Annotated in this window: 22 protein-coding genes; 11 read left to right on the top strand and 11 right to left on the bottom strand. The window is 49.8% G+C overall.

The window, feature by feature from the left end:
• Positions 1–50 precede the first annotated feature (50 nt).
• Positions 51–2663 carry an ATP-dependent Clp protease ATP-binding subunit gene (locus MFFC18_RS18900; RefSeq protein ID WP_075084620.1) on the bottom strand — a complete coding sequence of 871 codons (2613 nt, stop codon included), beginning with the start codon at positions 2661–2663 and terminating at the stop codon, positions 51–53.
• Between the two features lie 64 nt (positions 2664–2727).
• Entirely contained in the window at positions 2728–3396 is a 669-nt protein-coding gene (locus MFFC18_RS18895) for a tetratricopeptide repeat protein (RefSeq protein ID WP_157665153.1), read from the bottom strand.
• A gap of 266 nt (positions 3397–3662) precedes the next feature.
• Here MFFC18_RS18895 and MFFC18_RS18890 point away from each other — a divergent pair, with 266 nt between their 5' ends.
• On the top strand, positions 3663–4775 hold the full coding sequence (locus MFFC18_RS18890) for a thiamine phosphate synthase (protein WP_084417128.1): 1113 nt from the start codon (positions 3663–3665) through the stop codon (positions 4773–4775).
• A gap of 121 nt (positions 4776–4896) precedes the next feature.
• Here MFFC18_RS18890 and MFFC18_RS18885 read toward each other — a convergent pair whose 3' ends face one another.
• Both MFFC18_RS18885 and MFFC18_RS18880 read right to left on the bottom strand, forming a co-directional pair.
• Positions 4897–5973, bottom strand: a complete 1077-nt coding sequence (locus MFFC18_RS18885; RefSeq protein ID WP_075084618.1) for a hypothetical protein — start codon at positions 5971–5973, stop codon at positions 4897–4899.
• A 25-nt stretch (positions 5974–5998) separates the two neighbouring features.
• Positions 5999–6301 (bottom strand): hypothetical protein, encoded by a 303-nt coding sequence (locus MFFC18_RS18880; protein WP_148618983.1) that lies wholly within the window; start codon positions 6299–6301, stop codon positions 5999–6001.
• A gap of 244 nt (positions 6302–6545) precedes the next feature.
• Here MFFC18_RS18880 and MFFC18_RS18875 point away from each other — a divergent pair, with 244 nt between their 5' ends.
• On the top strand, positions 6546–7820 hold the full coding sequence (locus tag MFFC18_RS18875) for an IS701 family transposase (RefSeq protein WP_148618854.1): 1275 nt from the start codon (positions 6546–6548) through the stop codon (positions 7818–7820).
• 341 nt (positions 7821–8161) lie between these two features.
• Here the strand turns inward: MFFC18_RS18875 and MFFC18_RS18870 are convergent, their stop codons facing one another.
• Together MFFC18_RS18870 and tnpC are read right to left on the bottom strand one after the other, a co-directional pair.
• Positions 8162–8941: an IS5 family transposase gene (locus MFFC18_RS18870; RefSeq protein ID WP_148618982.1), complete on the bottom strand. Its 780-nt coding sequence runs from the start codon at positions 8939–8941 to the stop codon at positions 8162–8164.
• Positions 8942–8996: 55 nt separating this feature from the next.
• On the bottom strand, positions 8997–10358 hold the full coding sequence (tnpC, locus tag MFFC18_RS18865) for an IS66 family transposase (RefSeq protein WP_075085384.1): 1362 nt from the start codon (positions 10356–10358) through the stop codon (positions 8997–8999).
• A 1139-nt stretch (positions 10359–11497) separates the two neighbouring features.
• Between tnpC and MFFC18_RS18860 the strand changes: the two genes are divergently transcribed.
• Positions 11498–12271: a hypothetical protein gene (locus MFFC18_RS18860; protein WP_075085382.1), complete on the top strand. Its 774-nt coding sequence runs from the start codon at positions 11498–11500 to the stop codon at positions 12269–12271.
• 2 nt (positions 12272–12273) lie between these two features.
• On the opposite strand, the gene MFFC18_RS18855 is transcribed toward MFFC18_RS18860, so the two are convergent.
• A complete protein-coding gene (locus MFFC18_RS18855; protein ID WP_068267841.1) occupies positions 12274–13053 on the bottom strand; it encodes an IS5 family transposase in 780 nt (259 codons plus the stop codon).
• A 142-nt stretch (positions 13054–13195) separates the two neighbouring features.
• Here MFFC18_RS18855 and MFFC18_RS18850 point away from each other — a divergent pair, with 142 nt between their 5' ends.
• The 5 genes from MFFC18_RS18850 to tnpA all read left to right on the top strand — a co-directional run bounded on the left by MFFC18_RS18850 (position 13196) and on the right by tnpA (position 17422).
• Positions 13196–13603: a hypothetical protein gene (locus tag MFFC18_RS18850; RefSeq protein WP_148618981.1), complete on the top strand. Its 408-nt coding sequence runs from the start codon at positions 13196–13198 to the stop codon at positions 13601–13603.
• Positions 13600–14682, top strand: coding sequence for a hypothetical protein (locus tag MFFC18_RS18845; RefSeq protein WP_075082377.1), 1083 nt, complete (start codon positions 13600–13602; stop codon positions 14680–14682). Before MFFC18_RS18850 ends, MFFC18_RS18845 begins: the two co-directional genes overlap by 4 nt.
• Positions 14676–16076, top strand: a complete 1401-nt coding sequence (locus MFFC18_RS18840; protein ID WP_075082378.1) for a hypothetical protein — start codon at positions 14676–14678, stop codon at positions 16074–16076. Before MFFC18_RS18845 ends, MFFC18_RS18840 begins: the two co-directional genes overlap by 7 nt.
• Before the next feature lie 301 nt (positions 16077–16377).
• Positions 16378–16914, top strand: coding sequence for a hypothetical protein (locus MFFC18_RS18835; protein WP_075082379.1), 537 nt, complete (start codon positions 16378–16380; stop codon positions 16912–16914).
• A 271-nt stretch (positions 16915–17185) separates the two neighbouring features.
• The gene (tnpA, locus tag MFFC18_RS25830; RefSeq protein ID WP_075082380.1) at positions 17186–17422 is read left to right on the top strand and encodes an IS66 family insertion sequence element accessory protein TnpA; all 237 of its coding nucleotides are present in this window, start codon (positions 17186–17188) and stop codon (positions 17420–17422) included.
• A 77-nt stretch (positions 17423–17499) separates the two neighbouring features.
• On the opposite strand, the gene MFFC18_RS18825 is transcribed toward tnpA, so the two are convergent.
• From MFFC18_RS18825 to istA, 3 genes are all read right to left on the bottom strand, one after another.
• Positions 17500–18252, bottom strand: coding sequence for an ISL3 family transposase (locus MFFC18_RS18825; protein ID WP_261340513.1), 753 nt, complete (start codon positions 18250–18252; stop codon positions 17500–17502).
• 110 nt (positions 18253–18362) lie between these two features.
• Complete coding sequence (istB, locus tag MFFC18_RS18820; RefSeq protein WP_075082382.1) at positions 18363–19157, bottom strand: IS21-like element helper ATPase IstB; 795 nt, start codon at positions 19155–19157, stop codon at positions 18363–18365.
• A gap of 48 nt (positions 19158–19205) precedes the next feature.
• A complete protein-coding gene (gene istA / locus MFFC18_RS18815; RefSeq protein ID WP_075082383.1) occupies positions 19206–20708 on the bottom strand; it encodes an IS21 family transposase in 1503 nt (500 codons plus the stop codon).
• 279 nt (positions 20709–20987) lie between these two features.
• Here istA and MFFC18_RS18810 point away from each other — a divergent pair, with 279 nt between their 5' ends.
• Positions 20988–21812 carry a hypothetical protein gene (locus MFFC18_RS18810; protein WP_148618980.1) on the top strand — a complete coding sequence of 275 codons (825 nt, stop codon included), beginning with the start codon at positions 20988–20990 and terminating at the stop codon, positions 21810–21812.
• Positions 21813–21960: 148 nt separating this feature from the next.
• Here MFFC18_RS18810 and MFFC18_RS18805 read toward each other — a convergent pair whose 3' ends face one another.
• Positions 21961–22785: a DUF547 domain-containing protein gene (locus tag MFFC18_RS18805; RefSeq protein ID WP_157665030.1), complete on the bottom strand. Its 825-nt coding sequence runs from the start codon at positions 22783–22785 to the stop codon at positions 21961–21963.
• Positions 22786–22949: 164 nt separating this feature from the next.
• On the opposite strand from MFFC18_RS18805, the gene cyaB reads away from it, so the two are divergent.
• Together cyaB and MFFC18_RS18795 are read left to right on the top strand one after the other, a co-directional pair.
• Positions 22950–23513 carry a class IV adenylate cyclase gene (gene cyaB, locus MFFC18_RS18800; protein WP_075082386.1) on the top strand — a complete coding sequence of 188 codons (564 nt, stop codon included), beginning with the start codon at positions 22950–22952 and terminating at the stop codon, positions 23511–23513.
• A 121-nt stretch (positions 23514–23634) separates the two neighbouring features.
• Complete coding sequence (locus MFFC18_RS18795) at positions 23635–24426, top strand: Nif3-like dinuclear metal center hexameric protein (protein ID WP_075082387.1); 792 nt, start codon at positions 23635–23637, stop codon at positions 24424–24426.
• Positions 24427–24484 lie beyond the last annotated feature (58 nt).

Genomic DNA, 24484 nt, shown 5'->3' with positions numbered 1-24484 from the left:
CGCTGCGGCTTGAATGTCATAGCGTTTCCGAAGAACCGTCGACTAATCGACTATTCGTCAGATGGCTCATCGTCAGAATCAGAACCTTCACCGGCTCCAACGCCGACAGTTTCCTCTTCCTTGGGTTCTTCTTCGACCGGAGGAACGAACTCACTGTCAAACTTTAGCTGTTTGATTTTGTCGTTTTTATCCCGCACAGGGTTACCGTCGGCATCTTTCAACGCATCGACAATCAGCTTGTTCTTGCCCGTGAACGAGCCCTGAAGCAGTTCTTCGGACAGCGGATCTTCGATGTAGTTCTCAAGTGCACGACGCAGCGGACGAGCACCGTACTCAAGGTCGGTACCTTTGACGATGAGGAATTCCTTCGCTTCTTCGGTCAGTTCGAGATCGAAACCACGTTCTGCAAGTCGCTCGCGAATCTTCGCCAATTCGAAGTCGATGACCACTTTGAGGTCCTTCTTCTCCAGGTGACGGAAGATGATCGGAAGCTCTGAAAGACGGTTGAGAAATTCAGGTCGGAAGGCCTTGTTGATCTCATCATAAACGCGTTCTTTCATCGCATCGTAACTCTGGTCGTCGCCAGCACCAGGCAGACCGAAAGCCGACTCGTTCTTGATCGCATGAGCACCGACGTTGGTTGTCATGATCAAGATCACGTTGCGGAAGTCGACGTTGCGACCAAAGCTGTCGGTCAAACGGCCTTCTTCCATCACCTGCAACAACATGTTGAAGATGTCGGGATGGGCTTTTTCGATTTCGTCCAACAGAACGACCGAGTACGGACGGCGACGAATTTTCTCTGTCAGCTGACCACCTTCTTCGTAGCCCACGTATCCCGGAGGGGCACCGATCAGGCGACTGAGGTTGTGTTTCTCCATGTACTCGGACATGTCGATCGTGACCAAAGCTTCTGAATCGCCGAACATGAATTCAGCCAAAGCTTTCGCCAACAACGTTTTACCAACACCCGTTGGGCCGGCAAACATGAAGCAACCGATCGGACGTTTTGGATCCTTCAGGCCACTGCGACTGCGGCGAACCGCTTTCGAGATCGATTTGACGGCGTTGTCCTGACTGACAACGGTTTTGTGAAGTTCGTCCTCCATCTTCATCAGACGCAACGAATCTTCGGTCGACAGTCGCGTCAACGGAACGCCCGTCATCTTGGAGATAACCTCGGCGACGACTTCTTCGTCCACAACGCCTTCGTTCTGTTGCGATTTCTCGCGCCAGTCTTTCTTGATCTGTTCCTTCTTCTTGCGGAACTTGTCAGCCTGATCGCGAAGCGAGGCAGCTTTCTCGAAATCCTGGTTGGCGACAGCGTCTTCTTTTTCCTTATTCAGACGCTCGATGTCTTCGTCGATTTCCTTGAGGTCTGGCGGACGCTTCATCGTGCGAAGTCGGATACGAGCGCCGGCTTCGTCGATCACATCGATGGCTTTATCCGGAAGGCATCGACCGGTGATGTATCGGCTGCTGTACTCAACGGCCGCCTCGACCGCGTCGTCTGTGATTTGCACACGATGGTGTTCTTCGTAACGCGAACGCAACCCTTTAAGGATTTCGATTGTGTCTTCGTTCGATGTTGGATCGACCAGGATTTCCTGGAAACGACGAGCAAGTGCCGAGTCTTTCTCGATGTACTTGCGATATTCGTCAAGCGTCGTGGCTCCGATGCACTGGATTTCTCCACGGGCAAGAGCGGGCTTGAGCACGTTTGCCGCGTCGATCGCGCCTTCCGCACCACCGGCACCGACGAGCGTGTGAAGTTCGTCGATGAACAGGATTGTGTTTTGAGCACGGCGAACTTCGTTCATAACCGCTTTGATCCGCTCTTCGAACTGACCGCGGTATTTTGTGCCCGCAACCATCATCGCGAGGTCAAGAACCACAATTCGTTTATCAGCCAGGATCTCTGGAATGTCGCCCGAGATAACGCGTTGAGCGAACCCTTCGACGATCGCTGTTTTACCAACGCCGGCTTCGCCCAGCAAAACTGGATTGTTTTTCGTACGACGGCACAGAACCTGAATCGCCCGTTCGATCTCTTTGGCTCGGCCGATAACCGGATCGAGCTTGCCTTGCTTGGCCAGTTCCGTCAAATCGCGACCGAAGCTGTCGAGAGCTGGTGTCTTCGATTTGCTGCCGCGGCTTGAGCCACCTTCGGCTTCGGCGCCTTCTCCCTCACGACCACCGCGTTCTGAACTTTCGCCAGACTCAAGTCCACTGCCGAGCAGGTTCAGAACTTCATCGCGGACTTCTTCAAGTTTCAAGCCAAGGTTGATCAGGACCTGCGCCGCAACGCCTTCCTGCTCCCGTAGCAAACCAAGCAAAATGTGCTCGGTGCCAACGAAGTTGTGTTGCAGATTGCGAGCTTCCTCCATCGAGTACTCAAGCACCTTTTTTGCGCGAGGCGTTTGAGGCAGTTTGCCCATCGTGATCATTTCCGGACCACTTTGGACAAGCTTTTCAACTTCCAGGCGAATCTTGCGGAGCTCAACGTCCAGATTTTTCAGAACGTTGGCCGCAACGCCGGTGCCTTCTTTTACCAGCCCAAGCAACATGTGTTCGGTGCCGATGTACTCATGGTTGAATCGCTGAGCTTCCTGGTTGGCCAACTGCATGACCTTGCGAGCTCGATCGGTAAAGCGTTCGTACATGGATGTCCTCTTTAGTTGAACAGGTCAAAGTGTATGACCCGGAAATGGATTTCTGGTTCGTAGGTTACGCGGCGTCATTCACGATGTCGGCTCCAGGGCTGAGGCCGTCGTCACGGATGAAACCGTCGTTGTTGTCTGCAAGATCCGCGGCAGGGTCATGCTGAGTCAGTTCAAATTCATGAACCAGCCGCAGCAATTCGCGTTCTCTTGCGATTTCGTTTTTCCAGTTGATGGCCGGATCGTACTTTTCAACCTGGTTCAACTGTTTGGTCGCTTCATCGAACTGACGCGTATGACGAAACAGGGTTGCGAGCATTAAACGTGATTCAATGTCTCGCGGGTAATGTTTAAGTTGTCTCTGGAGCAAACTCTGTGCCTCATTCCAGTGACCCTTTAAGTATTCCCTTCGGGCCTCAATAAACAAGGCGTCGATAGCACCTTCGGGTTCGGAGTCATTTGCCGGAAACCGGTCATCCTTTGTCAGTGACATCACGTCAGGCAAATTTCGCCTTGCGATTACGACAGAGGAAAACCAAATCAACAACAAAACAGGCCAGGCAATCGCCGGGAACGAATCGTCGTTAAAAATTCCCGTCCAGATAAAACTGGCGACAATCGTCAAATTCAACAGGATGGCAAATGTGATCGCGAGCATCAGGGACGACCAGCGACCACGGTACCAAAGTCCCGGCAGTCCTGGCCAACAACACAATATTGCAGGCCCCCAATTCATGGCGTGCTCCGAATCCATTCCAAAAAATAACACCTGATTCAGCTCAAGCCCGGGAATTCCTATCCCATTTTGCAAGCCGCGGCTTCCAATGCGCCGGCCAAGAGAGAACTGAATATCCCCGAGTATCCGGCTGTCCCGAAATTACGTCAATCGCAAACCCTACGGCCCGGAAATTAGGTGTCACGGCCTGCCAATATCAGGGTTTCCGGCTATCGTTGGAATCGGGCCACTTCCAATATCCCGAAAAAACATGTCAAACTGACACGATGGGCGAAAACGAAAAAACCAGGAAAATCGACGCTCGACAGTCCTACTCGACGCCGAAACAGCCATTGAATGCCGCAATTTTGCGAGTCCTGGACGCTTCGATCAATCGGGCTTCTGAGGGACTTCGCGTGGTGGAATCGTTCGCCAGAATGGTTCTCGAAGACGGATTTTTGTCCGCTCAGCTCAAACAGCTGCGGCACGATTTGGCGGAAAGCTGTGGGCCAATCGATGCTCAATGTCGCCTTCAGTCGCGGGACAGCGAATCTGACGTTGGCCGGGATGTTAAAACGGAATCTGAGTATCAGCGATCTGATTTCGAAAGCTTGATTCGCTCCAACATGGCCCGAGTCCAACAGGCGACTCGCACGATCGAGGAATTTTCAAAGCTGAATTTCGGATCGGTCGCTACCGATGTCGAGCAGATTCGCTACCGTGCGTATACGCTCGAGAAAGCGATTTTTAATACGGCTATCAACCGTTCCCGATTCGAAGAATCGCATCTTTACGTTTTAATCGATGCTTGTGGTCAGCGCAGCGGGTTTGAGCAATTGAGTTCGCTTGTTGGCGACTTGGTTGCTGCGGGTGTTGATCTAATTCAGTTGCGTGACAAGTCGCTGACCGATCGTGAACTGGTCGCCGCCGGAAAACTCATCGCTTCGCTGACTCAAGAAACCAAAACGCTTTGGGTAATGAACGATCGCGCCGACCTTTGTGTCGCCGCAAATGCAGACGGAGTCCACTTCGGCCAGGATGAACTTTCCGTCCATGACGCTCGAATGATCTTGCGGCCAAACCAGTTCATTGGCGTCTCGACACATTCGATCGAACAGGCTCGTCAGGCTGTCATCGATGGAGCCGACTACATCGGCGTGGGACCGGTCTTTGAGTCGCAGACCAAGTCCTTTGATTCGCATGTCGGCGTCGAGTTGGTATCCAGTGTCGTGAGCGAGATTTCGCTTCCCGCTTTCGCCATCGGCGGCATCGACAGCAACAACGTCGAACAGGTAACGGCAGTCGGCTGTCAGAGAATCGCAGTAAGCTCTGCCGTTTGTAAAGCGAACGAACCCGGCAACGCGGCCATCAACCTGATGAACAGGCTTTCGCCAGAGTAGTTGCGTGAATGCAATGCGATTGCTGAACTGTTGATCGCAGAGCAGTCTTGGCGTTCCGGCCGTACAACAAGTGGATCACTGACACCTATTCTATTTGCTTCAAGTCTTGGGATTCGAATCCTTATTCTTTCGAACCAGCCGCTGAAGGCGCAGTGCCAGATTGTTTTTCGAAAACGGCTTCATCAAGAAGCTTTAGCAACTGCTCTCGACTTCCAAGCAGATCCTTCGAGAAAAAGTTCTTGTCGAAGCTCTTTCTGTCGTTTACCGAATACCAGTGAAACTTGTCGACGCGGTCGACCATGCAAACAACGTAATCGTGAGGTTTTCCGGTCAGGTTGAACGTATCGCGGCTCGACTGGGTTCCCGTCATAGGAACAACAACATCCGACTTCTGCTCCCAGCCCATTTTTCTGTTTGGACTTACTGCAACTTTCCATTCTCTACCAGGACTTCGTACCATCGAATAGGATCGAATCGGCATTACAAGGTTTGTGTCGTAAGTCGCGAACTGACGTATCTCAATCCCGTTTTGGTACTTTCGCGGAAACGTCCAAAACTTTACATCCTTCGCATTGAGCCATATTGAACGCTCGATATTTTCCGCATGCCGCTCAATATCCTCGGCGCCGGCCCTCAGATCCAAAACCTCGGCAAATGTACTTCCGTCGTTTACGGAGTATCTGCGAAAATCAGCCATGTCGATCCTTCCCAATTTTGTGACCAATTGAGGGATGGACAATCCTTCCACATTCAGTGATTTCTTTGCCCCATTACGGTAAAGGTGTGCGATCTGATCCTCACCAATTAGAAAAGCAGAAAGTCGTCTGCGGTGGACTTCTTCTCCGTCCTCTACCGTTCTGAAGTCCGTGCCTGAAATTTTCGTTAGCCGAACTCCGGCAAAGAGATTTCTTTCAAAATCGAAGATGAACCGGTAGACTTCCTTTCGTTGCCCCATTAAGCCACTGATCGAATTCGCTCCGTGTGTAGTCGTATCAGCCGTGTCAACTCGAAGCAAAATTCCGTCGTAGCACTTCACTAAACCCGCGTTCAGATGCCCAAACGAAAGAATGCTCGCTAGTTCATCAGTGACGAGCAGTGGCTTTGCAGGCTTCTCGGCGTTGTCCAACGTCACATCTTGGCCCCGCACTTCTGTGAAAGTGAAAAGGCAAAAGACAAAAAAGGCAAAAGCTGATCGCATTTTATTCTCCCTTCAGACGCCCGACCTACGGAGCAAAAGTTCCAGGTCCCCAAGCCGGTGATATCTCTTCGATATCAGACGGAACTTCCTCGCCGATGCTGCACTCAACCCCACCATGGTTGTAGCTGGACACATCATCTTCGTCATCCGGGTCAGGATTGATTTCACAAATGTAAATTCCGCTACCTTCAAAAGTTGCCTTGCATGTACATGATTCGATTAAAAGGCAGTTGTATGTTTCCGCGAACACATCCCGATAACCTACTGGAGGACCGTCGTCGTCGGAAAGATGTGCTGATGTGAAATACTCATACTTGTCATCTTCCATCATTCTGTCCTGAGATAGACCGCAACTAAAGCCACCGTCTCCATCGGGCAAACAATCCCCACAAGTATTTGTCGTAGGCGCTGTCCAAGTTTCATCACACCGTTTCTTTTCAAGTACTATACAGAGCGCACTGACTTCGCCATCTTCATCAACACCCCCAACTACTACTACAGCGCTAGGTTGATATTTGAGAATTAGTTGAAATTTGGGATTCTATATCGTTCATGCACAAGGAGGTGCTTTGATGGATGGTACTTGGATTCGTCAGATGAAACCAGCTTTGACACGTTTTCTGAATCGGTTCTCCGATTGTTTTAGTCGAAAAGATACCCGTGCTCATATGCCAACGTATGTTCAGGGTCAGCTATCAAACCTTGCTCGCAAGAGTGTTGAGCCCATTGCACTGGCTGCCGGAGTTCCCGTTCGCACGCTTCAGGAGTTTCTTGCTCAATACGCATGGAATGAAGACGCCGTGCGAGATCGTCTGCAACAGATGGTGGCAACGGAGCGCGGTAGCAAGCGTGCCATCGGCGTGTTTGACGAAACGAGCGATGTCAAGAAAGGCACCAAGACGCCTGGCGTTCAGCGTCAGTGGTGTGGCAAGGTTGGCAAGACCGATAACTGCATGGTGACGGTTCATCTTGCTTTTGCTCAGGATGACTTTCACTGCTTGCTTGATGGTGAGTTGTTCCTTCCTGAGAGCTGGTCTGAAGATCGCGAGCGTTGTCGCGTTGCCGGGATCCCCGACGAAATGGTGTATCAGCCAAAGTGGAAGATCGCACTGGAGCTTTACGATCGCGCGCTGTCCAACGGTCTGGAGTTTGAGTGGATCACCTTTGACGAAGGCTACGGCTCCAAAGGCCCGTTTTTACGAGCTCTTGATGCCAAAGCACAGTTATTCATCGGCGAGGTTCCAGTTTCAATGACCGGCTGGATCAAGAAACCCGGGCTCCAACATCCTCCCAAAGATCCGTGTCGTGGTCGGCCGCAAAAAGGTGCGCGAGTTGCCAAAGACAATCCCAAAGCTCAGCCGTTTCGCAAACTGCTGGAAGAATCCACGCGGTTCACGAATCAGTCATGGGAGCGTTATCGCGTCAAAGATGGAGATAAAGGTCCCATGGTCTGGGAAGTCAAGCATGCGATGATCTATCGTCCTGACGGCAAGTGTGTTTCGAGCAAGCGTTGGCACTTGTTGGTGGCTCGTAACCCACTCAAGCCGGATGAAATCAAGTACTTTCTCAGCAACGCGCCGGCTGCAACAAGCGTTCAAAAGTTGTTGCTCGTTGCCTTCAGCCGCTGGCATGTCGAACGTTGCTTCCAGGATCAAAAGCAGGACATTGGACTCGACGCCTGGGAGGGCCGGAAGTATCTCGGGCTCAAACGACACATGATTCTGTCGTGCGTAAGCTACCTGTTCTTGACGAAGATGCGAGAAAAGCTCGGGGGAAAAAAAATCAGGGTTCACCGTCTATCAGGTTCACGACGCCGTATCGGCACTGGTCCAGACTTGGTGGCTTAAGGGGCGGGCATCGTCGGCGCTACTGGACCGGGTTGCCGCTACGATTCAGTACCACCAACAACGAAACGCAAAAGCAACACGATCACACGCCAAGAGAACTCGCAAAAAACTCCGGAGAATTGGCATCAAAGTAAGCAAAATCAAACGATGCTACTGGGATTCAACCTAGCGCTGTAGTACTACCACCTGTGACAAAAGCAAGGATTCTTGAAAAAAGGTAACCGTTCAGGGATCTGAATTGGTTTTCGGCAGTTTTGGCAATTCGCCGTTTCGATTGTAGTCTGCTAGGGCGTTGAGGATTGCTTCAATGGGCTGAACTTTTCTTAGAGGGTGTTTTAAAACTATTTTTCCAGCCTGTTTAGCATGAATTGAATCATTGCGATTCGTATGACAGTTTCGCTGCTTTGAGTCAGTCTTTCATAGTCCTTTGAGAGCCTTCTGAATTTTCCAAGCCATGCGAAAGTCCGTTCAACGATCCATCGCTTGGGTAAGACAACGAACCCTTTGGCTTCGACCGGACGCTTAACGGTTTGCAAGATGACGCGATACCATTGCTTCAGGAACTCCGGCAAATCAGCCCGCCCGTAAATCGAGTCCGCGAAGATGACTCGAAGCCGACGAAACTTCTGTCTGATGTTTTCAAGAACAAGATGTGCACCTTCGTAGTCTTGTAAATCGGCCGAGTGGACAACAACGACCATCACAAGCCCCAACGTATCCACCAGGATGTGACGCTTTCGTCCGGTAATTCGTTTCGCCGCGTCATACCCGCGTAATTCTCCTCCTTCAGCACTGCGAATGCTTTGCGAATCAATGATGGCTGCTGTTGGCGTTGGCTTCCTGCCTTCTTTGCGGCGTACCTTTTCGCGAAGACGATCGTGAATGCGTTGCCATGTCCCATCAATACGCCAAGCTCGATAAACTCCATAAACCGTGTTCCAATTCGGAAAGCAGTCCGGAAGCAACCGCCACTGGCAGCCCGTTCGACACCAATACAATATCGCATCGACAATTTGACGCCGATCGATTCGTTTGCGGCCGCGAAGTTTTGCTGGCGGAATCAGACGACGAAGCAATCGCCATTGATCATCACTGAGACTGCTGGGATACTCAATACTCATCGCTACGGCTCCTTCCGTTTACGGTTTAAATGCAAACGGGGCTGTAGCGATTTTTTCAACTCAGAGCAATTTCAAAACACCTTCTTAGCTTCAGCGTTCGAAAGACACTCATCATCACCGCCATCGTTGTTGCACCTTGCTCGCTCTGGTTCGCATAACTGTTCTTGCGAATCATCACCGCTGGACGAATCGCTCGCTCGGCCGCGTTGTTGTCCGAAGCAACATCGTCGTACCACAGAAACGTCAGCATCTCGTTGCCGTACTTCGCCATCCGCTTTGCCAAACGATTGGCGTCGGCATGCTGCCACGACTCGGTGGCCACCTTGTGCAAGCGGCCCTCGAGACGAACAACGGACTCATCGTAAGCCGCCTCCGCCATCGAAGATCTCTCAGCCTGCAGTTTTTTCGCGTCACGATACACGCTCGAAACGCGTCGCGAGAACGAAGCCCACTCCTTGTCATCAGCATGCTTCTCGTCCACCGCCGACATGTCGCGCAGTAGGTGCGGCCAACATTTCTGCTTGTCAGCGCAATCGACAGCATCGTACGGTGACCAGAAATCAGTAATCAACGTGCCGTCAAAATAGCGAGTGAAAAACTTCTGCAGTGCCGGTGAGCCACGAGACTTATCGACCATAAAGTAAACCGTGCTATCGGAAGTAAAACACCACAGCCAGTGAGTCTGTCCTTCGACTCGCCAGCCCGTTTCATCGGCGTGAAGCTTGCTTCCCTCCAAACTCTGGTGGTGAATCTCTTCGTACCAGCTGTAAAGTATCTTTGCCAAGCGGTGCCACATCTGAACCAAACCGCCATGCGTGACTTTGAGCCGCAGGTGAAAGTTGAACGTGTCAACGATCTGGCTGAGCGTCAGGCCTTGCAGATAGTGCAGCAATGCCGAGAGCACCAACGTGCGGTTGCCGAGCTGACAGTGCGGCAAGAGATCCGGCGGTTTGGGCTCGAAGCGTTTTTTACACTTCGGGCACCAGTCGCGGTGAATGATGTCTTGGGTGACGATTGGCTTAAGGTCTTCGGGGATGTCTTCGCTGAGTCGCGTTCGTGTATCACCGGTGTCTTTGAGTTGACCGCCGCAGCTGGGGCAGTCGTCGAGCTTCTGATGTCGAGTGCGATCGGGTTCTGGGGGCGGCGGTCGGCGCGAGCCTTTGTGACCTGGTTGGGCTCCGCGTTTGCGTTTCTTCTTTTTATTGACCGGCTTGGCGTAAGCGGGAATCGTCGCAGGTGGCGTATTGGGACCAGCGGAGTTGCGTTGCGGGAGCTGTTGTTGAATCGCAAGCAGCGTGAAAGCGGCTACTTCGGGATCTCCTCGGAGCAAACCAGAGATCTCATCTGGAGTCGCTTGGCCTGAAAGAAACTTGCTGAGAAAATCAGTGTCAATAGTTGGTTGTGCGGCGGTTGGCATGGTCCGCTACAATTACGAAATCTGATCTCTCACGCCAAGAGCATTTCAAAACGCTGAATGGTTACCAAAATCAAATAGGATGAATGCTCGCTCGAAAATTGCTTTGCTTCGAGAGTTGTTCTCAGCTTCTCATCTCAGATGTCGATGAATCGAGCGGTCTTTAAAATGGCTCGTGCATGGCGTTCTGCATTCATTGTGCGAGGCAAGTCAGTGCGATCGTTGGACACGCACAGTGGAGCGGCAAGTTTTTTTCTTGACCGCTTACATCGATCGCAAGGAGTCGGGCCGAGCATCTAGTTCAACTGGTTTTCAAAATTTTCCGCCTGTGTCCGCCAGTGCTGGGCTAGCGTAAATAATGTTATTGCAAGCGGTTTCAATATGACAATTTGATTGTATTGGATTGAAGAAGCTGTAGGATGTGACTTGTGTCGGCCCAGCAGATCGGTTGGTCACACATTCAATTTACATTTTGAAAGGTGAAGAGATGCAAAACTCAATGCATTGCATTAGATGTTGTCTATTGGTGGTAGGTTCACTGTTCTTGGCCTCAACATCGTTTGCAGATTTAATTCTGGTCTGCGCAGAATGCAGAACAATTGATTCAAACGACTATTCGGATTTCGGTTGTTGGGATGATTGTGATTCATTTCATTCGACCGAACCTCCGACTTACTTTGATACGGGTGGAGGCGTACTTGTTGAATACAAGTCTATCAAGACTGTAGCTGGAACAGTTCGAACTTGTATTTCCGACAATACCACGAATGGAGTCGATTGTATCAAGTACGACACAGACCAAGTTTGTGCCACTTTCAACTATTACAGTGGTTTCAATTGCACTGGCGTAATCGTTAATCCAACGCAATTTGATGTGTACGTCGATAATGATTGCTCGACTGACCCAAATGGATGTCCTGGAGGCGGACCTCCACCGTTGTAGACCTCCCAGACACTTTCGAGAATCAGAGTGTTTGTCTCTGAAAAGCCTATGAATGCCGTTTCAAACGTTTTGGCCTGTGTGCGGGCCAGAACGGCATTTTCTTCCAATGTGTCGTGGTGATTGCACAATGCTTACGCCGGATTCTCACTCTGGCGGTCCTGACTCATAGCTCACAGTTTTCTATTTACGGACATACGGAATGAATTTAGTTAACTTCCGCTATGGTTTAGTGGTCCTAATCCTTTGTCAGACTGTTCAGCTGAGAGTAGCCGAAAGTCAAATTAGCTTTGATCTTATCAATGCGATTGAATCATCATCAGAATCTTGGGTTTCAGATCTTAACTTTGCCTGTGAATACAATCTCAAGATCGGTAAAGCGGAATCAATTGACGGCGGACTAGCTGGGGAATTTGAGGCGGTGCACGCCTCCTGTATCGGAAGTCTTTTAGTTGCTCAAGATGCTTTTAAGCTTAGTGCGAATTGGGAGTCTGTCGAATTTGAAGGCAAAGAGATTTCGTTCAAAAGGCCATTCGAGTTCATTGCCGACGAAAATTTTGGTGTTCATTTCACACCGCGAAGTCAAGTTTTATCACAGGGACGCAGTGGCGAGCGCCGAGTTGCCTCACTTTCGCGCCAAGTTGATTGGTTTGAATTGTCTGGTGCAAAACCTTTTGGCAGAAAGAATCCAGTCTCACAAATTCCCAACCCTTTAGGTTTTTGTGGAGGGTGGAGTAACGGTGTGACTGTCGGCGGGTTTCTTCTGAGCGAACATACAGCAAGAGAAATATCCAATGCTTTAAAGGGGCTCGAAACCAAGCTTCGTGATTTCGAAGTAGGGGTTGAGTTTACAAAAGACTGTGATGAATTGATTATTGCAATTGATTACGTTCAGAATGATGATTCTCGTGTCATGCGGGAAATTGCATTTTCGAATTTTGGTGGATTGCTGCTGAAGACTAAGAGGGTGTTTTAAAATTATTTTTCCAGCCTGTTTAGCATGAATTGAATCATTGCGATTCGTATGACAGTTTCGCTGTTTTGAGTCAGTCTTTCATAGTCCTTTGAGAGCCTTCTGAATTTTCCAAGCCATGCGAAAGTCCGTTCAACGATCCATCGCTTGGGTAAGACAACGAACCCTTCGGCTTCGACCGGACGCTTAACGGTTTGCAAGATGACACGATACCATTGCTTCAGGAACTCCGGCAAATCAGCCCGCCCGTAAATCGAGTCCGCGAAGATGACTCGAAGCCGACGAAACTTCTGTCTGATGTTTTCAAGAACAAGATGTGCACCTTCGTAGTCTTGTAGATCGGCCGAGTGGACAACAACGACCATCACAAGCCCCAACGTATCCACCAGGATGTGACGCTTTCGTCCGGTAATTCGTTTCGCCGCGTCATACCCGCGTAATTCTCCTCCTTCAGCACTGCGAATGCTTTGCGAATCAATGATGGCTGCTGTTGGCGTTGGCTTCCTGCCTTCTTTGCGGCGTACCTTTTCGCGAAGACGATCGTGAATGCGTTGCCATGTCCCATCAATACGCCAAGCTCGATAAACTCCATAAACCGTGTTCCAATTCGGAAAGCAGTCCGGAAGCAACCGCCACTGGCAGCCCGTTCGACACCAATACAATATCGCATCGACAATTTGACGCCGATCGATTCGTTTGCGGCCGCGAAGTTTTGCTGGCGGAATCAGACGACGAAGCAATCGCCATTGATCATCACTGAGACTGCTGGGATACTCAATACTCATCGCTACGGCTCCTTCCGTTTACGGTTTAAATGCAAACGGGGCTGTAGCGATTTTTTCAACTCAGAGCAGTTTCAAAACACCTTCTAAGGAGTCGTATTCTCAATGGAACTCTGGCGAGAAAAACAATATCCCAAACGTTGTAGTGATTACAAAGGTTGAGGGTTTTGAGGAGATCCTAGGTACAGTCTTTCCGAGGAAGTTAATTTCCCTTACAAGTTTTGGAGTCGATAAAGTTCTCTTGCAAAAATGGGAAATGTTTGGGGAGGCATCTAGTAATCCAGCAATGGAAAAATTCTCCATCCCAGTTTCTTTCGAGATTGTTGCGCCTGGCTTGGCACCTGTTCTTTCGAACGGTACGACCTCTGTTGCAGAGATTTCAGATCGCCTTATGCAAGATGAAACGTCGATCGTTGAAAAGAATTTCGATTCGACTGAAACGTTTTTAGTCGAGATTGCTTCGACCGAAAACTCCCCGTATTCGAAATGCTGGAAGTATGCTTTTGCGATATTTTTGATTTCTATTGCTGTTTTTTTGTTTAGGAAAAAATGAGAGTTGTCAGTCTGATTTTGTTATTGGTGGCTGTTGGGTTTTGTTCAGTGGCTGGTTTAGGGCAATCAATATACGGCCCAGATTTTGAGAAACTAAATTCAGTTGTGACCGCCCAAGAGATAGATGTTGTTTCGACGGATAGTGTGGAAATTGATATTGGTTCGCTAGTCCGTGAAATTTCCCAACTCGGAGAGCCATTTGTAATTAAGCTCCCATTCGCGGCGAGCAACCAAAACGATGCTAAGTTGATTTTGAAAAGCAAATCCTGTAGCTGTGTTGCAAAGGGTCTTGATGAAATCAAGATTAAAGCTGGAAGTGTCAATTTCATTGATTTGGAGTTCAAAAGCAACGGAAAGTCTGTACAGGTATTCAAGCACTATCTTAAGTTCAGCAGAACCATAAATGGCAATGGAGCGTCTGACTTCGTTGTAGTACTCAAGGGCAAAATCGTCCGACCTTATTGTTGGATTGATTTGCATAACGACAGTTTTCGCGTTTCGAAACAAACCACGGACGTCGACTTGCCGGGATTGTTACTTCTTGGGAACTTCGATGAAGTTGACTGTAAGTGTTCCGATCCGCGATTTAGGGTTGATATTCATTCCCAGTCGAAGGCTCGCTACGGTGGAATTCCAGTCATGGACCTCTCGTTGGTGTTAAGTGGAAAAACCGACGAACTGCTCTCACGAGATGAGCCTTTTGAGACGGTTTTAGTCTTAGATCTCGATGGGCAGTCCTTGAAAATTCCATTGGAGCTGTCGGCAGCACGAAGTTCATTTCGAGTAAACCCAGAGCGCCTTTTTGTAAGTGCAAAACTTGGTAACACAAAAAGACGGTTTCGAATTGTGGGTTCGAAACCGTTCAAAGTGAAGCGGATAGCTTCCGACGCCAAATTTTTGAGAATCGAACGCGAGGAAAATCTTTCCGACAGCCTTGTTCAGACGTTTTCGGTTGAATTCATGGCCATTAAAACCGAAAAAAATCAAGCTAATTCCCAAATTGAAAAATGTCAAATTGAATTAGTTGTAGACGACGAATCAGAAACTAATTTAGATGTTGAGGTATATGCGCAATGGTGAAACTCATTAAATTCTTAGCCATTTCTGCTTTGTCATTGATTATAGCGTTCTTTTTTCAACAAGAGCGACAACGGCTAGTGCTTCAAAAAGAACTAGATCATCTTGCTTTGATTTTGCAAAAAGATCGTGCTGAATTAAAGCCACGCTACAAAAACAAGTTCCCGTTGCTGCATTCTTCTTCCCTGCTAAATGGTGAGGATATTAGGCTGGAATTAGTTACAACGGACGAGCAAGAAAACGACTTAGATTCACTCCTCCGCGAACTGGAGAGAGATGAACGCCTGATCACAGGCAAGTTTTTTAATAAGGAGCTAAATCTTTCTGAATACGAATCAATGAAACGTGGCTACAAAGAGAAACTTCACGGAATTCTTTTGCCGCATCAATTAGAGCGGCTTGGGGAATTGGCTTGCCGTATGCAGATAAGACGTAGAGGTTTCTTGCAATTTCTTGAAAAGCAGGAGCTGTCCGAACTTGAGAATTCCAAAATCGCAGGTCAGCTGAAGAAAATTAAAACTATCGCATCGGAGGCTGCTGAAATCTGCAATTCCAAATTCTTTAGTTCACTTGAAGAAATATTGGAAATGGAACAGGTTGTGAGTATCAAGAAGTCGTTTCCTACAGCTGTTCCTCATGGATCGGTCGACGCATTTATGTGCCAACTAGAGATCGCAAGCATGGATAGCGAACAAAATGAATCAGGGTATCTAGATCTGTTTGTTGCATCACCATGGTTTCGGCTAGATAGCAACGGAACATGGACTGCTGAACGGACATTTCACAGCAACGCCAATGCGAAGCTCGCAGTGCTTCAAGCATTAATCTCATTCCAAGAAATAGATTGGGATATTTCGGATTCGGAACGTGAAGAAATAGAGCACGAAGTCGCTGCTTTTTTTGAATCTCGTGCGAGGGAGACCGAAGTTTATTCGTTGGAACGAAATTCTGACCGAGAAGAAGCCAAGCGAAATCTAAAAGCGAAAATTGAATCGCGCGAACGTCGTATCTCCGAATTTTACGATCAATTTTTGAGCGGAGATCGGCATGTAATTGTAGAGCAATTTGTTGTTGGTGACCTATTGGCAGTTAGGTACGGCTTGCCAGGCTGTCTAGTCTTGAATCCTCTTTCAGATAAATTCCGCATCGACGAAGACCAGAAAGAAAAACTTCGCTTGGCATTCAAAAAGGTTCGTGAAGAGCTTGTCGATGAATTGATGGAGTTTGAGCAAAGGTCATTCGAACTTGTTGAGGGAGTGATGACAGTGAAGAATAAAAAGGCATTTAGGAAGTCGGTTGGCGAAAGAATGCAACATTCCGTTCCCAACTTTTCGATGTTTTCTATTTCGAATGAAAAGACGACGAAAAGGCGGACGGGGAGAAATCGCAAGCAGTAGGCAATTGGTGAATTACACGATGATTTGGATTTCGAGAGTTGCTGCTTGCGTACTGTTATTTGCCGCTTTTTCCAAAAGCGGAAATCTGACACAAGTTAACATGTCTTGGTTACAAACAGTATTGCTTCTGCTAACAGAAGCATTGCTCGCGCTATGGGTCTTGTCCTGTTGGAAAATTGGATTGTCGACGAAAATTGCATCGTTACTTTTCTTGCTCTTTAGTTGTTACTCTTTTCTTTTGATAGTCAAGCGAGTGCCACTATGCAACTGTTTCGGTAATCTCTCCACTAGCCCCGAAATTATGCTGGTTGTTGACTTGCTATTCTGCATACTTCTTTGGCGCATTCGTCCCAACTACAAAAACAAGTATTCTCTCGTGGGCTTCATTTTTGGAGTTGCCGCCTGCATGTTTATATTCCTTCCTGTCTCAAAATTCATGACGAATCCACTTGATGGAATAGGGACAATTGTAGGGAGCGATAGCGTAGTTGTTGAGTTCGATAGCTGGGTTGGGAGTGCGCCGGAAATACTACGCTTTCTGAATTGTGGTCCATCAACGCTTCCAATTGATGAGGATTGCGAGCTTGTTTTCTACTACGAAGATTGTGAAACTTGTAAAAAACTGATTTCTGGTGTGTTGGAAAACCACAATCCAATACCAGTAGTTTTCATAGAAGGTTCTTCAGTTAGTGAACTGGACGCTCTTGAAACCCCCGCCAATAGCTATCGGTATTGCAAACTGACCGACGACTATGACTGGTTTTTCGAAGCTCCATGTGTCGTGTCGTTGCGAGCTGGAAAAGTGACGTCTGTCAGTACCGGTCTCTCAGGTTATTAAGAGGTGAGCATTCGTAGAACCACACGTTGACATGTTTTGTAAATCTCCAAATTTGATTTCACCAACGGGATATCTTCCATACAAGGTCAAATCGTGAGAGTGGTCGAGCTTGATCCGCTGTCAAGTCAACTGTTTCTGTTCTTCAATTGCCGACTGTGTTCACGAGGCCTAAAGGCCAATGCAACGAAACGTCACGTGGCTCGAATTGCGTAAGCGTCCGACGAAGTGCATGTTGATGTGAATTGTATGCTTCAGATTTTGGAGCATCATTATGTCAACACGTTACACGAGAGCTGATTGGCAAGTCTGGCTTGAGGAATATCGTCAAAGCGGGCTTTCGGTTAAACAGTTCTGCGAACTGATCGAAGTCTCTGTTGCCACGTTTTACAACTGGCAAAGAAAGGTCCATCGCGGATCTTTGTGGGTAGCTCGGTTTTCCCGGAGAATACGGGCGTTTGCTGACAGCTCGCTGGGACTGCTTTTTCCCGGGGAAATTGAAGCTTCTTAAGTTTGGCCCCGGAAGATCAAGGTTTGACGACCCACAAGAAACCGCGAAGGCCCCAAAGAAAGGTCCATCGCGGATCTCTATGGGTCTAGGTCTAGTCCGCCGCAGTAAAAAAAGATGGCAGTTTTGTAGTTTTCTCTGTTTCTGTAGCCACCGACTCGTCTCTTGATCGATTGGATCTTGCTGTTGATGCCTTCAGCAACGCCGTTTGATATTCCGCCAAAGGTGCAATAGCTGACCACGTTGGCAAGTCGCTCTTTGATGGTCCGGGCAACCTTCTTCAGCGGTTCAAGTTTGGTGTGAATGACTTTGCGATACCACCAGTTGAAAAACTCTGTGGCCTCGCTTGCAGTATCGTGGTGCCAAAGGTCACGAAGCATCTCCTTGTAAGTCCATGCTTTGCCCGTTTCCAACCTGGAAATGAACAACGAATCAAGCTCCTGCTGCTTCGACTCTTTCAGGTTGTCGTAGTTCTTCAGAAACAAGTAACGAGTGCCTTTGAGTGTGTCATCCCCTACGGCTCGAAGTCGCTTGTGCTCCTCCTTGCGAGTCTTATCGACTGCCTCGTTGACGAGTTTCATGACATGGAAACGGTCGTGAACAATCTTTTCTTCGGCCAAAGGAATGTTGGACTTCGCCGACTTCACAAACGCTGAACTCATATCCATCGCAATGGCTTCGACTGTTTCAATTTGACCCGGTAAAAGCTGGGAGAAACACTCATTGGCCGCGGCTTCATTGTGGCCTTCGGAGATTGCTTCGACGGTGCTGTTGTCCAGATCGTAGATCAACGTGATGTAGTTCTGGCCTTTCTTGAATGACTTTTCGTCAATTCCAATGTATGGCTGTTAACGGCGGTTGAAAAGGGCGGCGCCCGGCGGTCGAAAATGGCGGCGCTAGTTGTAAAAAAAGATGAGGGTAGTGTCAGCCCGTGTTGTTGATATTAAGCGGTCTTCTTTTTGGCCTTTTGAGCCTTTCCAGATCGTCGCTTTGCGTCCTTGAGTCGGTAACTTTCGCCTTTGGTTTCGATGATGTGGCAGCGATGCGTCAGGCGATCAAGGGCCGCTCCGGTGAGCCGTTGGTTGCCAAGAACTTCAGGCCAATTCTCAAACGGTAAATTGGTCGTCACGATGATGCTATTTCGCTCGTAAGCCGTTGCGATGACGTCGAACAACAGCTCGGCTCCAGCTTTGCTTGCCGGCACGTAGCCCAGTTCGTCGAGCACCAGCAAGTCCAGTTTGGCGAGCTGATTTCGGATTCGCAAGAGCTGTCGTTCCTCTTTGGCCTCAAGCAAGCAAGTGATCAGCTCCGTCACGCGCCAGAAACGAACGCGTTTGCCTTGGGAACACGCATTGATCGCCAGCGAAATCGCCAAGTGAGATTTTCCGGTTCCGCTGGGGCCAACGAGCAGGATATTCTCCCGCGAACCCAGATAGTCACCGGCAGCAAGCTGTGCAACGAGCGGCTTGTTGACCGTGGGCTGGGCGGAGAAGTCGAATTGGTCAAGCGTTTTATGCGCCGGAAAGCGAGCCGCTTTGAGTCGTCGCTCGGCCGACTTACGTTCCCTTTCGATCAGTTCACGTTCGGTTAACTTCAGCAGATAAGCCAGGTGATCCTGATTGTCTCTGGCGGCTTGCTCAGCAAGCGAATCGCACTCGCTGGCCATCGTCGGCAGCCGCAGCTGTTTGAGGTGATGCTTTACCAGTACGGTGGCTTTGGTTTCTCGTTTATTGGTCATCGTAAGTAACTCCTTGAAGGTTATAAAAGTAATCTAGTGGGCATGACATCAGCGAGCACTCAGCAGCGCCGCGTAAGCCGAAACGTCTGTCGTTTCGACGTTGAACGTTTTTAGTTGAGGCCGGCCATCGAGTGAGAACAGCTCGGCCGGTCTCTCTTGCCGGTGCTCAAGGATGACGCGAATGCTGCTGGGATCGATCACATCGATATCCAACGCGTACTCAACGGCATCGGTCAATTGAGAAAGCGAGCGACGTTCCAGTAGTCTCAAGACTCGGATGTAGAATCGTGTTCCATGCTTCTCGTCGGATGCTTCGAGTCGCCTGCGCAGAATCCCAAAGCACTTCGGCAGTTGCCATTGATCAACGGGCTTGGCGAAGTCCAAACCACCCGGCTTTCGTTCTAAAAGGCGGAGATAATGGATCGGTTGGTAGAAGAACTGTTCCTTCTCCCAACAGCGGCGGTGCCTCGCGATGAGCCTGTCGCCAAACACAAATCGAACTTCGTCGACCGCGGCCACGACGGTCACCTTGCGATGCGCGTACTTCGTAGGAACCGAATACGAGTTGCGATCGAAGCGAACCAACGACTGTGAGCTGACGGCGGCCTGTGTGATGCGGCGAGCTTCAAACGCACGGGCCGGCAAACCGAGAAACGCACTGCGTTCTTCTTCCAGAAGTAAACGCTTGTTGGTTGACTTGCCGCGGCTTTGCTTCTCAAGGTCAGCGTGGCACTGAGCAAGTAACTTCTCATTGAGTTCTTCGAGAGAATCGACGACTGGAACAGGAACCAGAAAGTTGCCACGTGCGTACTCAACAAGTCTCTCAACGTGGCCTTTTTCATTGGGACGCCGCACCAGACAAAAGTGTTCGGCGAACAGGTAATGGCTTTGTAGACGCAGGAATTCGCGAGTCAACTTGCGATCTCGGCTCCCGAGAATCTTGGCGATCGCGACCTTGCTGTTGTCGTACGAGATTCGCCACGGCACGCCACCGAAGAATTCAAACGCACGGGCGTGGCCCTCTTGAAATGACTCAGTGCATTCGCGATGAAAGACTTGGCAGAAGACCGCTCCGCTGTACGGCAGCGTGAGCACAAAGATCGCGACTTTAACTGGTTCGGTGTGGCCACGAATGGAAACTTTCGCAAAGCCCCAATCCATCTGGGCTTCGCCGGGACGATGAGTTAGTGGCAGAAAGACTTCTTTCTGAGAATGCTTCCACTCGCGAACCGCGTCTTTAACGATCGTGTAGCCGCCAGTGAATTCGTGCTCGTCGCGCAGACGCTCAAAGATTCGCTTGGCCGAGTGGCGTTGCTTGCGAGGCGCTTTCTGATCGGCTGTAAGGATCTCGGCGATGATTGGCAGGAAGGCTTCGATCTTCGGCTTGGGACGAGCCTGTTTCTGCTGGTAGCCCGGCGGCTCTTCAAGAGAGAGAATCTTGTCGAGGGTGTGCCACCCAATCTTGTACTTCTTTACAGCACCGCGTTTGCTCAGGCCTTCTACAAGAACCTGACGGCGGACTTCCGTCCAAAACTCCATATCTACGTGCAATCTGGCACTCCGATGACGGTAAAGATATCGAACTAAAGTTCGATAGCCTCAAAAGTCAACGAAATACGTCTCGGCGCGCCGCCATTTTGGAACGCCCCTCAAATCCGCCGGGCGCCGCTCTTTTCGACCGCCGTTAACAATGAAGAAGAGCAGGCGAAACTCGAAGCGGAGAAACTGGAGGCCTCGAAGTTCAACGTTCTCGGTGTGCTCCGGATTGGAATTCCTGAAGATGGATTTGCGTGGAGCAAGATCGAGAGCTTGGCAAACTCGGGTGGGACGATGGTCAGCGCGGAATGCGTCCATGCGGACTCTGGGGAATTCCTTCAATTGATACTTGGCGCGCGGGAAATCACTGACGAGGACGAGCGAAATGCATTTTCGAAAGACGTTATCGATGGAATCGTTGAAGGGCTGCAAGCGGACGGGATGAAAAACGTTCGAATGTCTGGACCGGAGCGAGATGGAAAACGGAAGAATCAATTCATCTACAGAGCCACGGGTGAAATTCAAAATGGTGTCAAACTCCACATGGATATGCGATTCAAATTTGGTGATACGTCGTTGGTCATTGTGGCTTTTGGTGATTCGCCCGAACGCGCATCCGAGCTATCGAAGGTGATCAACACTGCAAATAAAAACAGGGATGGAGAAGAATTCAAATCGGCGTTGGACAGGTTCCGCCGTATAGATGCTCGGCAGCTGGGTTTTTCCATCGAGCCACCTCCGCTCGACATGGCACTTGTTGTCAGCGACGCGTCTTCGATGAGGCTTCAGTCTCCAGGTGGTGCCTACATTTTCGTTCGGACAATGGCCATCAAGGATGAATTCGATATCGACAAGGCATGGGCGATGATGCAGAAAATGGCCATTTCGCCCAATGCCGGTGCTGATGATGAAGGCAATGCGAAAATCGACGGCCAGGAGGCAAGGTTTAAATCTTACTTTCAGTCTGCTGGTTCTGACAAACTCTGGGGGACAACTTGGCTGTTTGCGAACGAGGACCGTTTTTATCTGGTCACTGGCATGTGCCTTGAGAACAAGAAAGGCTCTGAAGGAAAAGCAATATTGCGAAGCATCAAGGGACTCAAGTTCGACCAGGAATAGCGGCAAATCGTATGTGTTGAGAACTACGACAGCATGACATCGCGGGATTCCTGGAGCCGCACGTTTTCCGCTCGGAGAAATGATCTAGCTGCTTAATTGTGAGGTGTCGCAAAGAACAGGATGTCGGAGGCGTCACCTTTTGCGTTGCTTACTTCTGTTTGTTCAAGTCCCAATCGTAATCCAGATAGCGAACTGAGAAATTGCCTTTGGCGACAAAAGCCTTCGCCTCTTTCGACATGTACGGAGCAATCGTCTGAACCTGTTTGGTCGTCGAGTCACCGAAGTCCGAACCAAACCAGCTCATGATCGAACTCAGATAGAGAATCGAATCCTTCGTGTCGATTTTCAGGTTCTGCGATCGCGAAAAGAAATCGGTCGCGTTGGCTGTTAGTTGATCTTCCAGGTCGTCGGCCGTGTAAGCCCGATTCAACAAACGGGGACAGCCGATCGAAGCACACACAATCGCAAAGTGAATTCGTGGCTCATTCATTTTCCGCAGCACCTGATGCTCGATGCTGTCCAGATTGATCTTCGAACTGCCCGAATAGAGATAGAGATTCTTCCAGATGTTGTAGCCGATCAATCGGGCCGTATGGTTGCGAATGCTGGTCGTCGGGTAAACGCGAAGAATGCCTTCGACCGTCAAGGCGTTGTAGGCGTTGATCCAGTAAGCCAGCTTTGCCTTTTCGTCCGATTTCGCGTTTGGATTCGCCTGGCTGAGGCTCTCCAAGTACGTCTGCAACAACGCGCGGTCGGTTTCGTTGTTTTGCCAATCCTGATAGTTCACCATCCCGTCCTCGTCGACGTACTTTTGCAGCAACGAATCCCAGGAGTCATGTTTCACGTCATCGATCGCAACTTGCTTGGCGGCTGGCCATTGCTTGCCCGCGAATTCGTCGGCGTTGACGGCGGAAAACGTCACGATGGCCATCATGGCAGCGCCTAAAAATTGGCAGAGTTTGTGGGTCGTCATTGGTCGATTCCGGTGTGTCATTTCGGTGAGGGTAATTGTCGGTTTGTGATGTAGCTGTTACGAACTTAATAGCGGAACGGGTCCGAAAAAAGCAATCTGCGTTCGGTCCCGTACGTCGTTCTGTGATTTGATGAACTGAAACCTATTGTGACATCACGACTAGCATGATTGAAATTGAAAAAAAGTTTCAGGTCGTCAGCTTTGACGCCATCCGTAAACAGCTGGCTGACGAAAGCTTCGACGTGATGGAGGAATTTCCGCCCAGGGTCCAGTCTGACGAGTACTTCAATCATCGGCAACTGCGATTCGAACTGCAGGATATCGCGTTGCGGATTCGTGAAGTCGACAACAAACACATTTTAACTTTCAAAGGTCCAAACCGCGACGCGACGACAAAGATCCGAACCGAGGTCGAAGTCGAGTTGTCGGCTGAGGACGCGGAAAAGATGACGCAAATGTTTCTTGGCATGGGCATGCACTCGGTGGCCAAAGTCGTCAAGAACCGGGCCACGACGCTGATCCGTTGGCAAGGAGCCAATGTCGAAGTCTGCCTCGATGGGGTCGATGAGGTCGGCTATTTTGTGGAACTTGAAATCGTCGCTGATGGCGAATCGGAAATTCCGGCTGCGAAAGAGAAACTGGAATCGCTCGCCGAAAAATTTGGGCTTAGCGATTCGATCACGACCAGCTACCTCGAAATGCTGCTGCAGTCTCGCGGACAAATGTAACGCTGGTTTTCATTCGTCGAATCATCGGTGACAATCAACGCGGAACCTGTCTGCTGCTGTCGTCGCATAAGAGCGCTCTCGAGCTTGCAAGTTGGCGACTACGAAACTGAGGCCGAATGATATGAACACCATCGCATCCATCTGTGACTTTCTGGATCAATTCGCGCCAACGTCGCTGGCGGAAGACTGGGACAACGTCGGCTTGATCCTTGGCGATCCAAACCGCGAAGCTGCACGAGTGATGACCTGTTTGACGGTGACGCCTGAAAGCGCCACGGAAGCCATTGAGAAAAAAGCGGACCTGATCGTTTCGCATCATCCCCTGCCCTTCTCACCGACGAAGCGAATCACGACGGACCAAACGGCGACGCGATTGATTTGGGAACTGGCCGGAGCCGGCGTTTCGATTCACAGTCCGCACACCGGATTTGATTCCGCCAACGAAGGCATCAACCAGATGCTTTGTGATCGACTTTCCATCGCGGCGACCAGGCCGATCGTTCCCAACCGCAACGATCCCGAAATGCCCGGCGCCGGACGGATCGGAAAGCTTCCGGCGTCAACGTCGCTGCGAGAGTTCGCGTTGACGGTCAAGGAGCTGTTTGCTCTTCCTCGGATTCAGGTCGTCGGCGATCTTGATGCCAGCATCCAAAGAGTCGCGTCGGCTTGCGGCAGCGGCGGCTCGTTTTTATCCGGGGCCGCGAGTCGTGGAGCAGAGTGTCTTGTTACTGGCGAGGCGACTTTTCATTCGGTTCTCGAGGCCAGAGCCCGTAAGGTCGGTTTGATCCTGATGGGCCACTATTTCAGCGAGCGATTTGCGATCGAAGTTCTCTCTGACAAACTTTCCGAAGCGTTTCCGGAAGCGACAGTCTGGGCGAGTGAGCAAGAATGCGATCCCATTGAATCGCTCTAATTGGCATGTATTTTTCAGTGAGTCCGTGTTGCGGTCATCTTTTTTGACGGTTCGACGT

The organism is Mariniblastus fucicola, assembly GCF_008087665.1.
Lineage (GTDB): Bacteria > Planctomycetota > Planctomycetia > Pirellulales > Pirellulaceae > Mariniblastus > Mariniblastus fucicola.
The sequence above is the reverse complement of the archived record's forward strand: the minus strand, read 5'-3'. Positions and strand labels throughout refer to the sequence as shown.

What these genes read in the sequence shown, in the direction of transcription:
- cyaB (WP_075082386.1), top strand. Translation starts at nt 22,950, where the DNA reads ATGATTGAAATTGAAAAAAAGTTTCAGGTCGTCAGCTTTGACGCCATC.
- MFFC18_RS18845 (WP_075082377.1), top strand. Translation starts at nt 13,600, where the DNA reads ATGAGAGTTGTCAGTCTGATTTTGTTATTGGTGGCTGTTGGGTTTTGT.
- MFFC18_RS18890 (WP_084417128.1), top strand. Translation starts at nt 3,663, where the DNA reads ATGGGCGAAAACGAAAAAACCAGGAAAATCGACGCTCGACAGTCCTAC.
- MFFC18_RS18840 (WP_075082378.1), top strand. Translation starts at nt 14,676, where the DNA reads ATGGTGAAACTCATTAAATTCTTAGCCATTTCTGCTTTGTCATTGATT.
- MFFC18_RS18870 (WP_148618982.1), bottom strand. Translation starts at nt 8,941, where the DNA reads ATGAGTATTGAGTATCCCAGCAGTCTCAGTGATGATCAATGGCGATTG.
- MFFC18_RS18880 (WP_148618983.1), bottom strand. Translation starts at nt 6,301, where the DNA reads ATGGAAGATGACAAGTATGAGTATTTCACATCAGCACATCTTTCCGAC.
- MFFC18_RS18810 (WP_148618980.1), top strand. Translation starts at nt 20,988, where the DNA reads ATGGTCAGCGCGGAATGCGTCCATGCGGACTCTGGGGAATTCCTTCAA.
- tnpA (WP_075082380.1), top strand. Translation starts at nt 17,186, where the DNA reads ATGTCAACACGTTACACGAGAGCTGATTGGCAAGTCTGGCTTGAGGAA.
- MFFC18_RS18895 (WP_157665153.1), bottom strand. Translation starts at nt 3,396, where the DNA reads ATGAATTGGGGGCCTGCAATATTGTGTTGTTGGCCAGGACTGCCGGGA.
- MFFC18_RS18805 (WP_157665030.1), bottom strand. Translation starts at nt 22,785, where the DNA reads ATGACGACCCACAAACTCTGCCAATTTTTAGGCGCTGCCATGATGGCC.
- istB (WP_075082382.1), bottom strand. Translation starts at nt 19,157, where the DNA reads ATGACCAATAAACGAGAAACCAAAGCCACCGTACTGGTAAAGCATCAC.
- MFFC18_RS18855 (WP_068267841.1), bottom strand. Translation starts at nt 13,053, where the DNA reads ATGAGTATTGAGTATCCCAGCAGTCTCAGTGATGATCAATGGCGATTG.
- MFFC18_RS18795 (WP_075082387.1), top strand. Translation starts at nt 23,635, where the DNA reads ATGAACACCATCGCATCCATCTGTGACTTTCTGGATCAATTCGCGCCA.
- MFFC18_RS18835 (WP_075082379.1), top strand. Translation starts at nt 16,378, where the DNA reads ATGCTGGTTGTTGACTTGCTATTCTGCATACTTCTTTGGCGCATTCGT.
- MFFC18_RS18885 (WP_075084618.1), bottom strand. Translation starts at nt 5,973, where the DNA reads ATGCGATCAGCTTTTGCCTTTTTTGTCTTTTGCCTTTTCACTTTCACA.
- MFFC18_RS18875 (WP_148618854.1), top strand. Translation starts at nt 6,546, where the DNA reads ATGGATGGTACTTGGATTCGTCAGATGAAACCAGCTTTGACACGTTTT.
- MFFC18_RS18860 (WP_075085382.1), top strand. Translation starts at nt 11,498, where the DNA reads ATGAATTTAGTTAACTTCCGCTATGGTTTAGTGGTCCTAATCCTTTGT.
- tnpC (WP_075085384.1), bottom strand. Translation starts at nt 10,358, where the DNA reads ATGCCAACCGCCGCACAACCAACTATTGACACTGATTTTCTCAGCAAG.
- MFFC18_RS18900 (WP_075084620.1), bottom strand. Translation starts at nt 2,663, where the DNA reads ATGTACGAACGCTTTACCGATCGAGCTCGCAAGGTCATGCAGTTGGCC.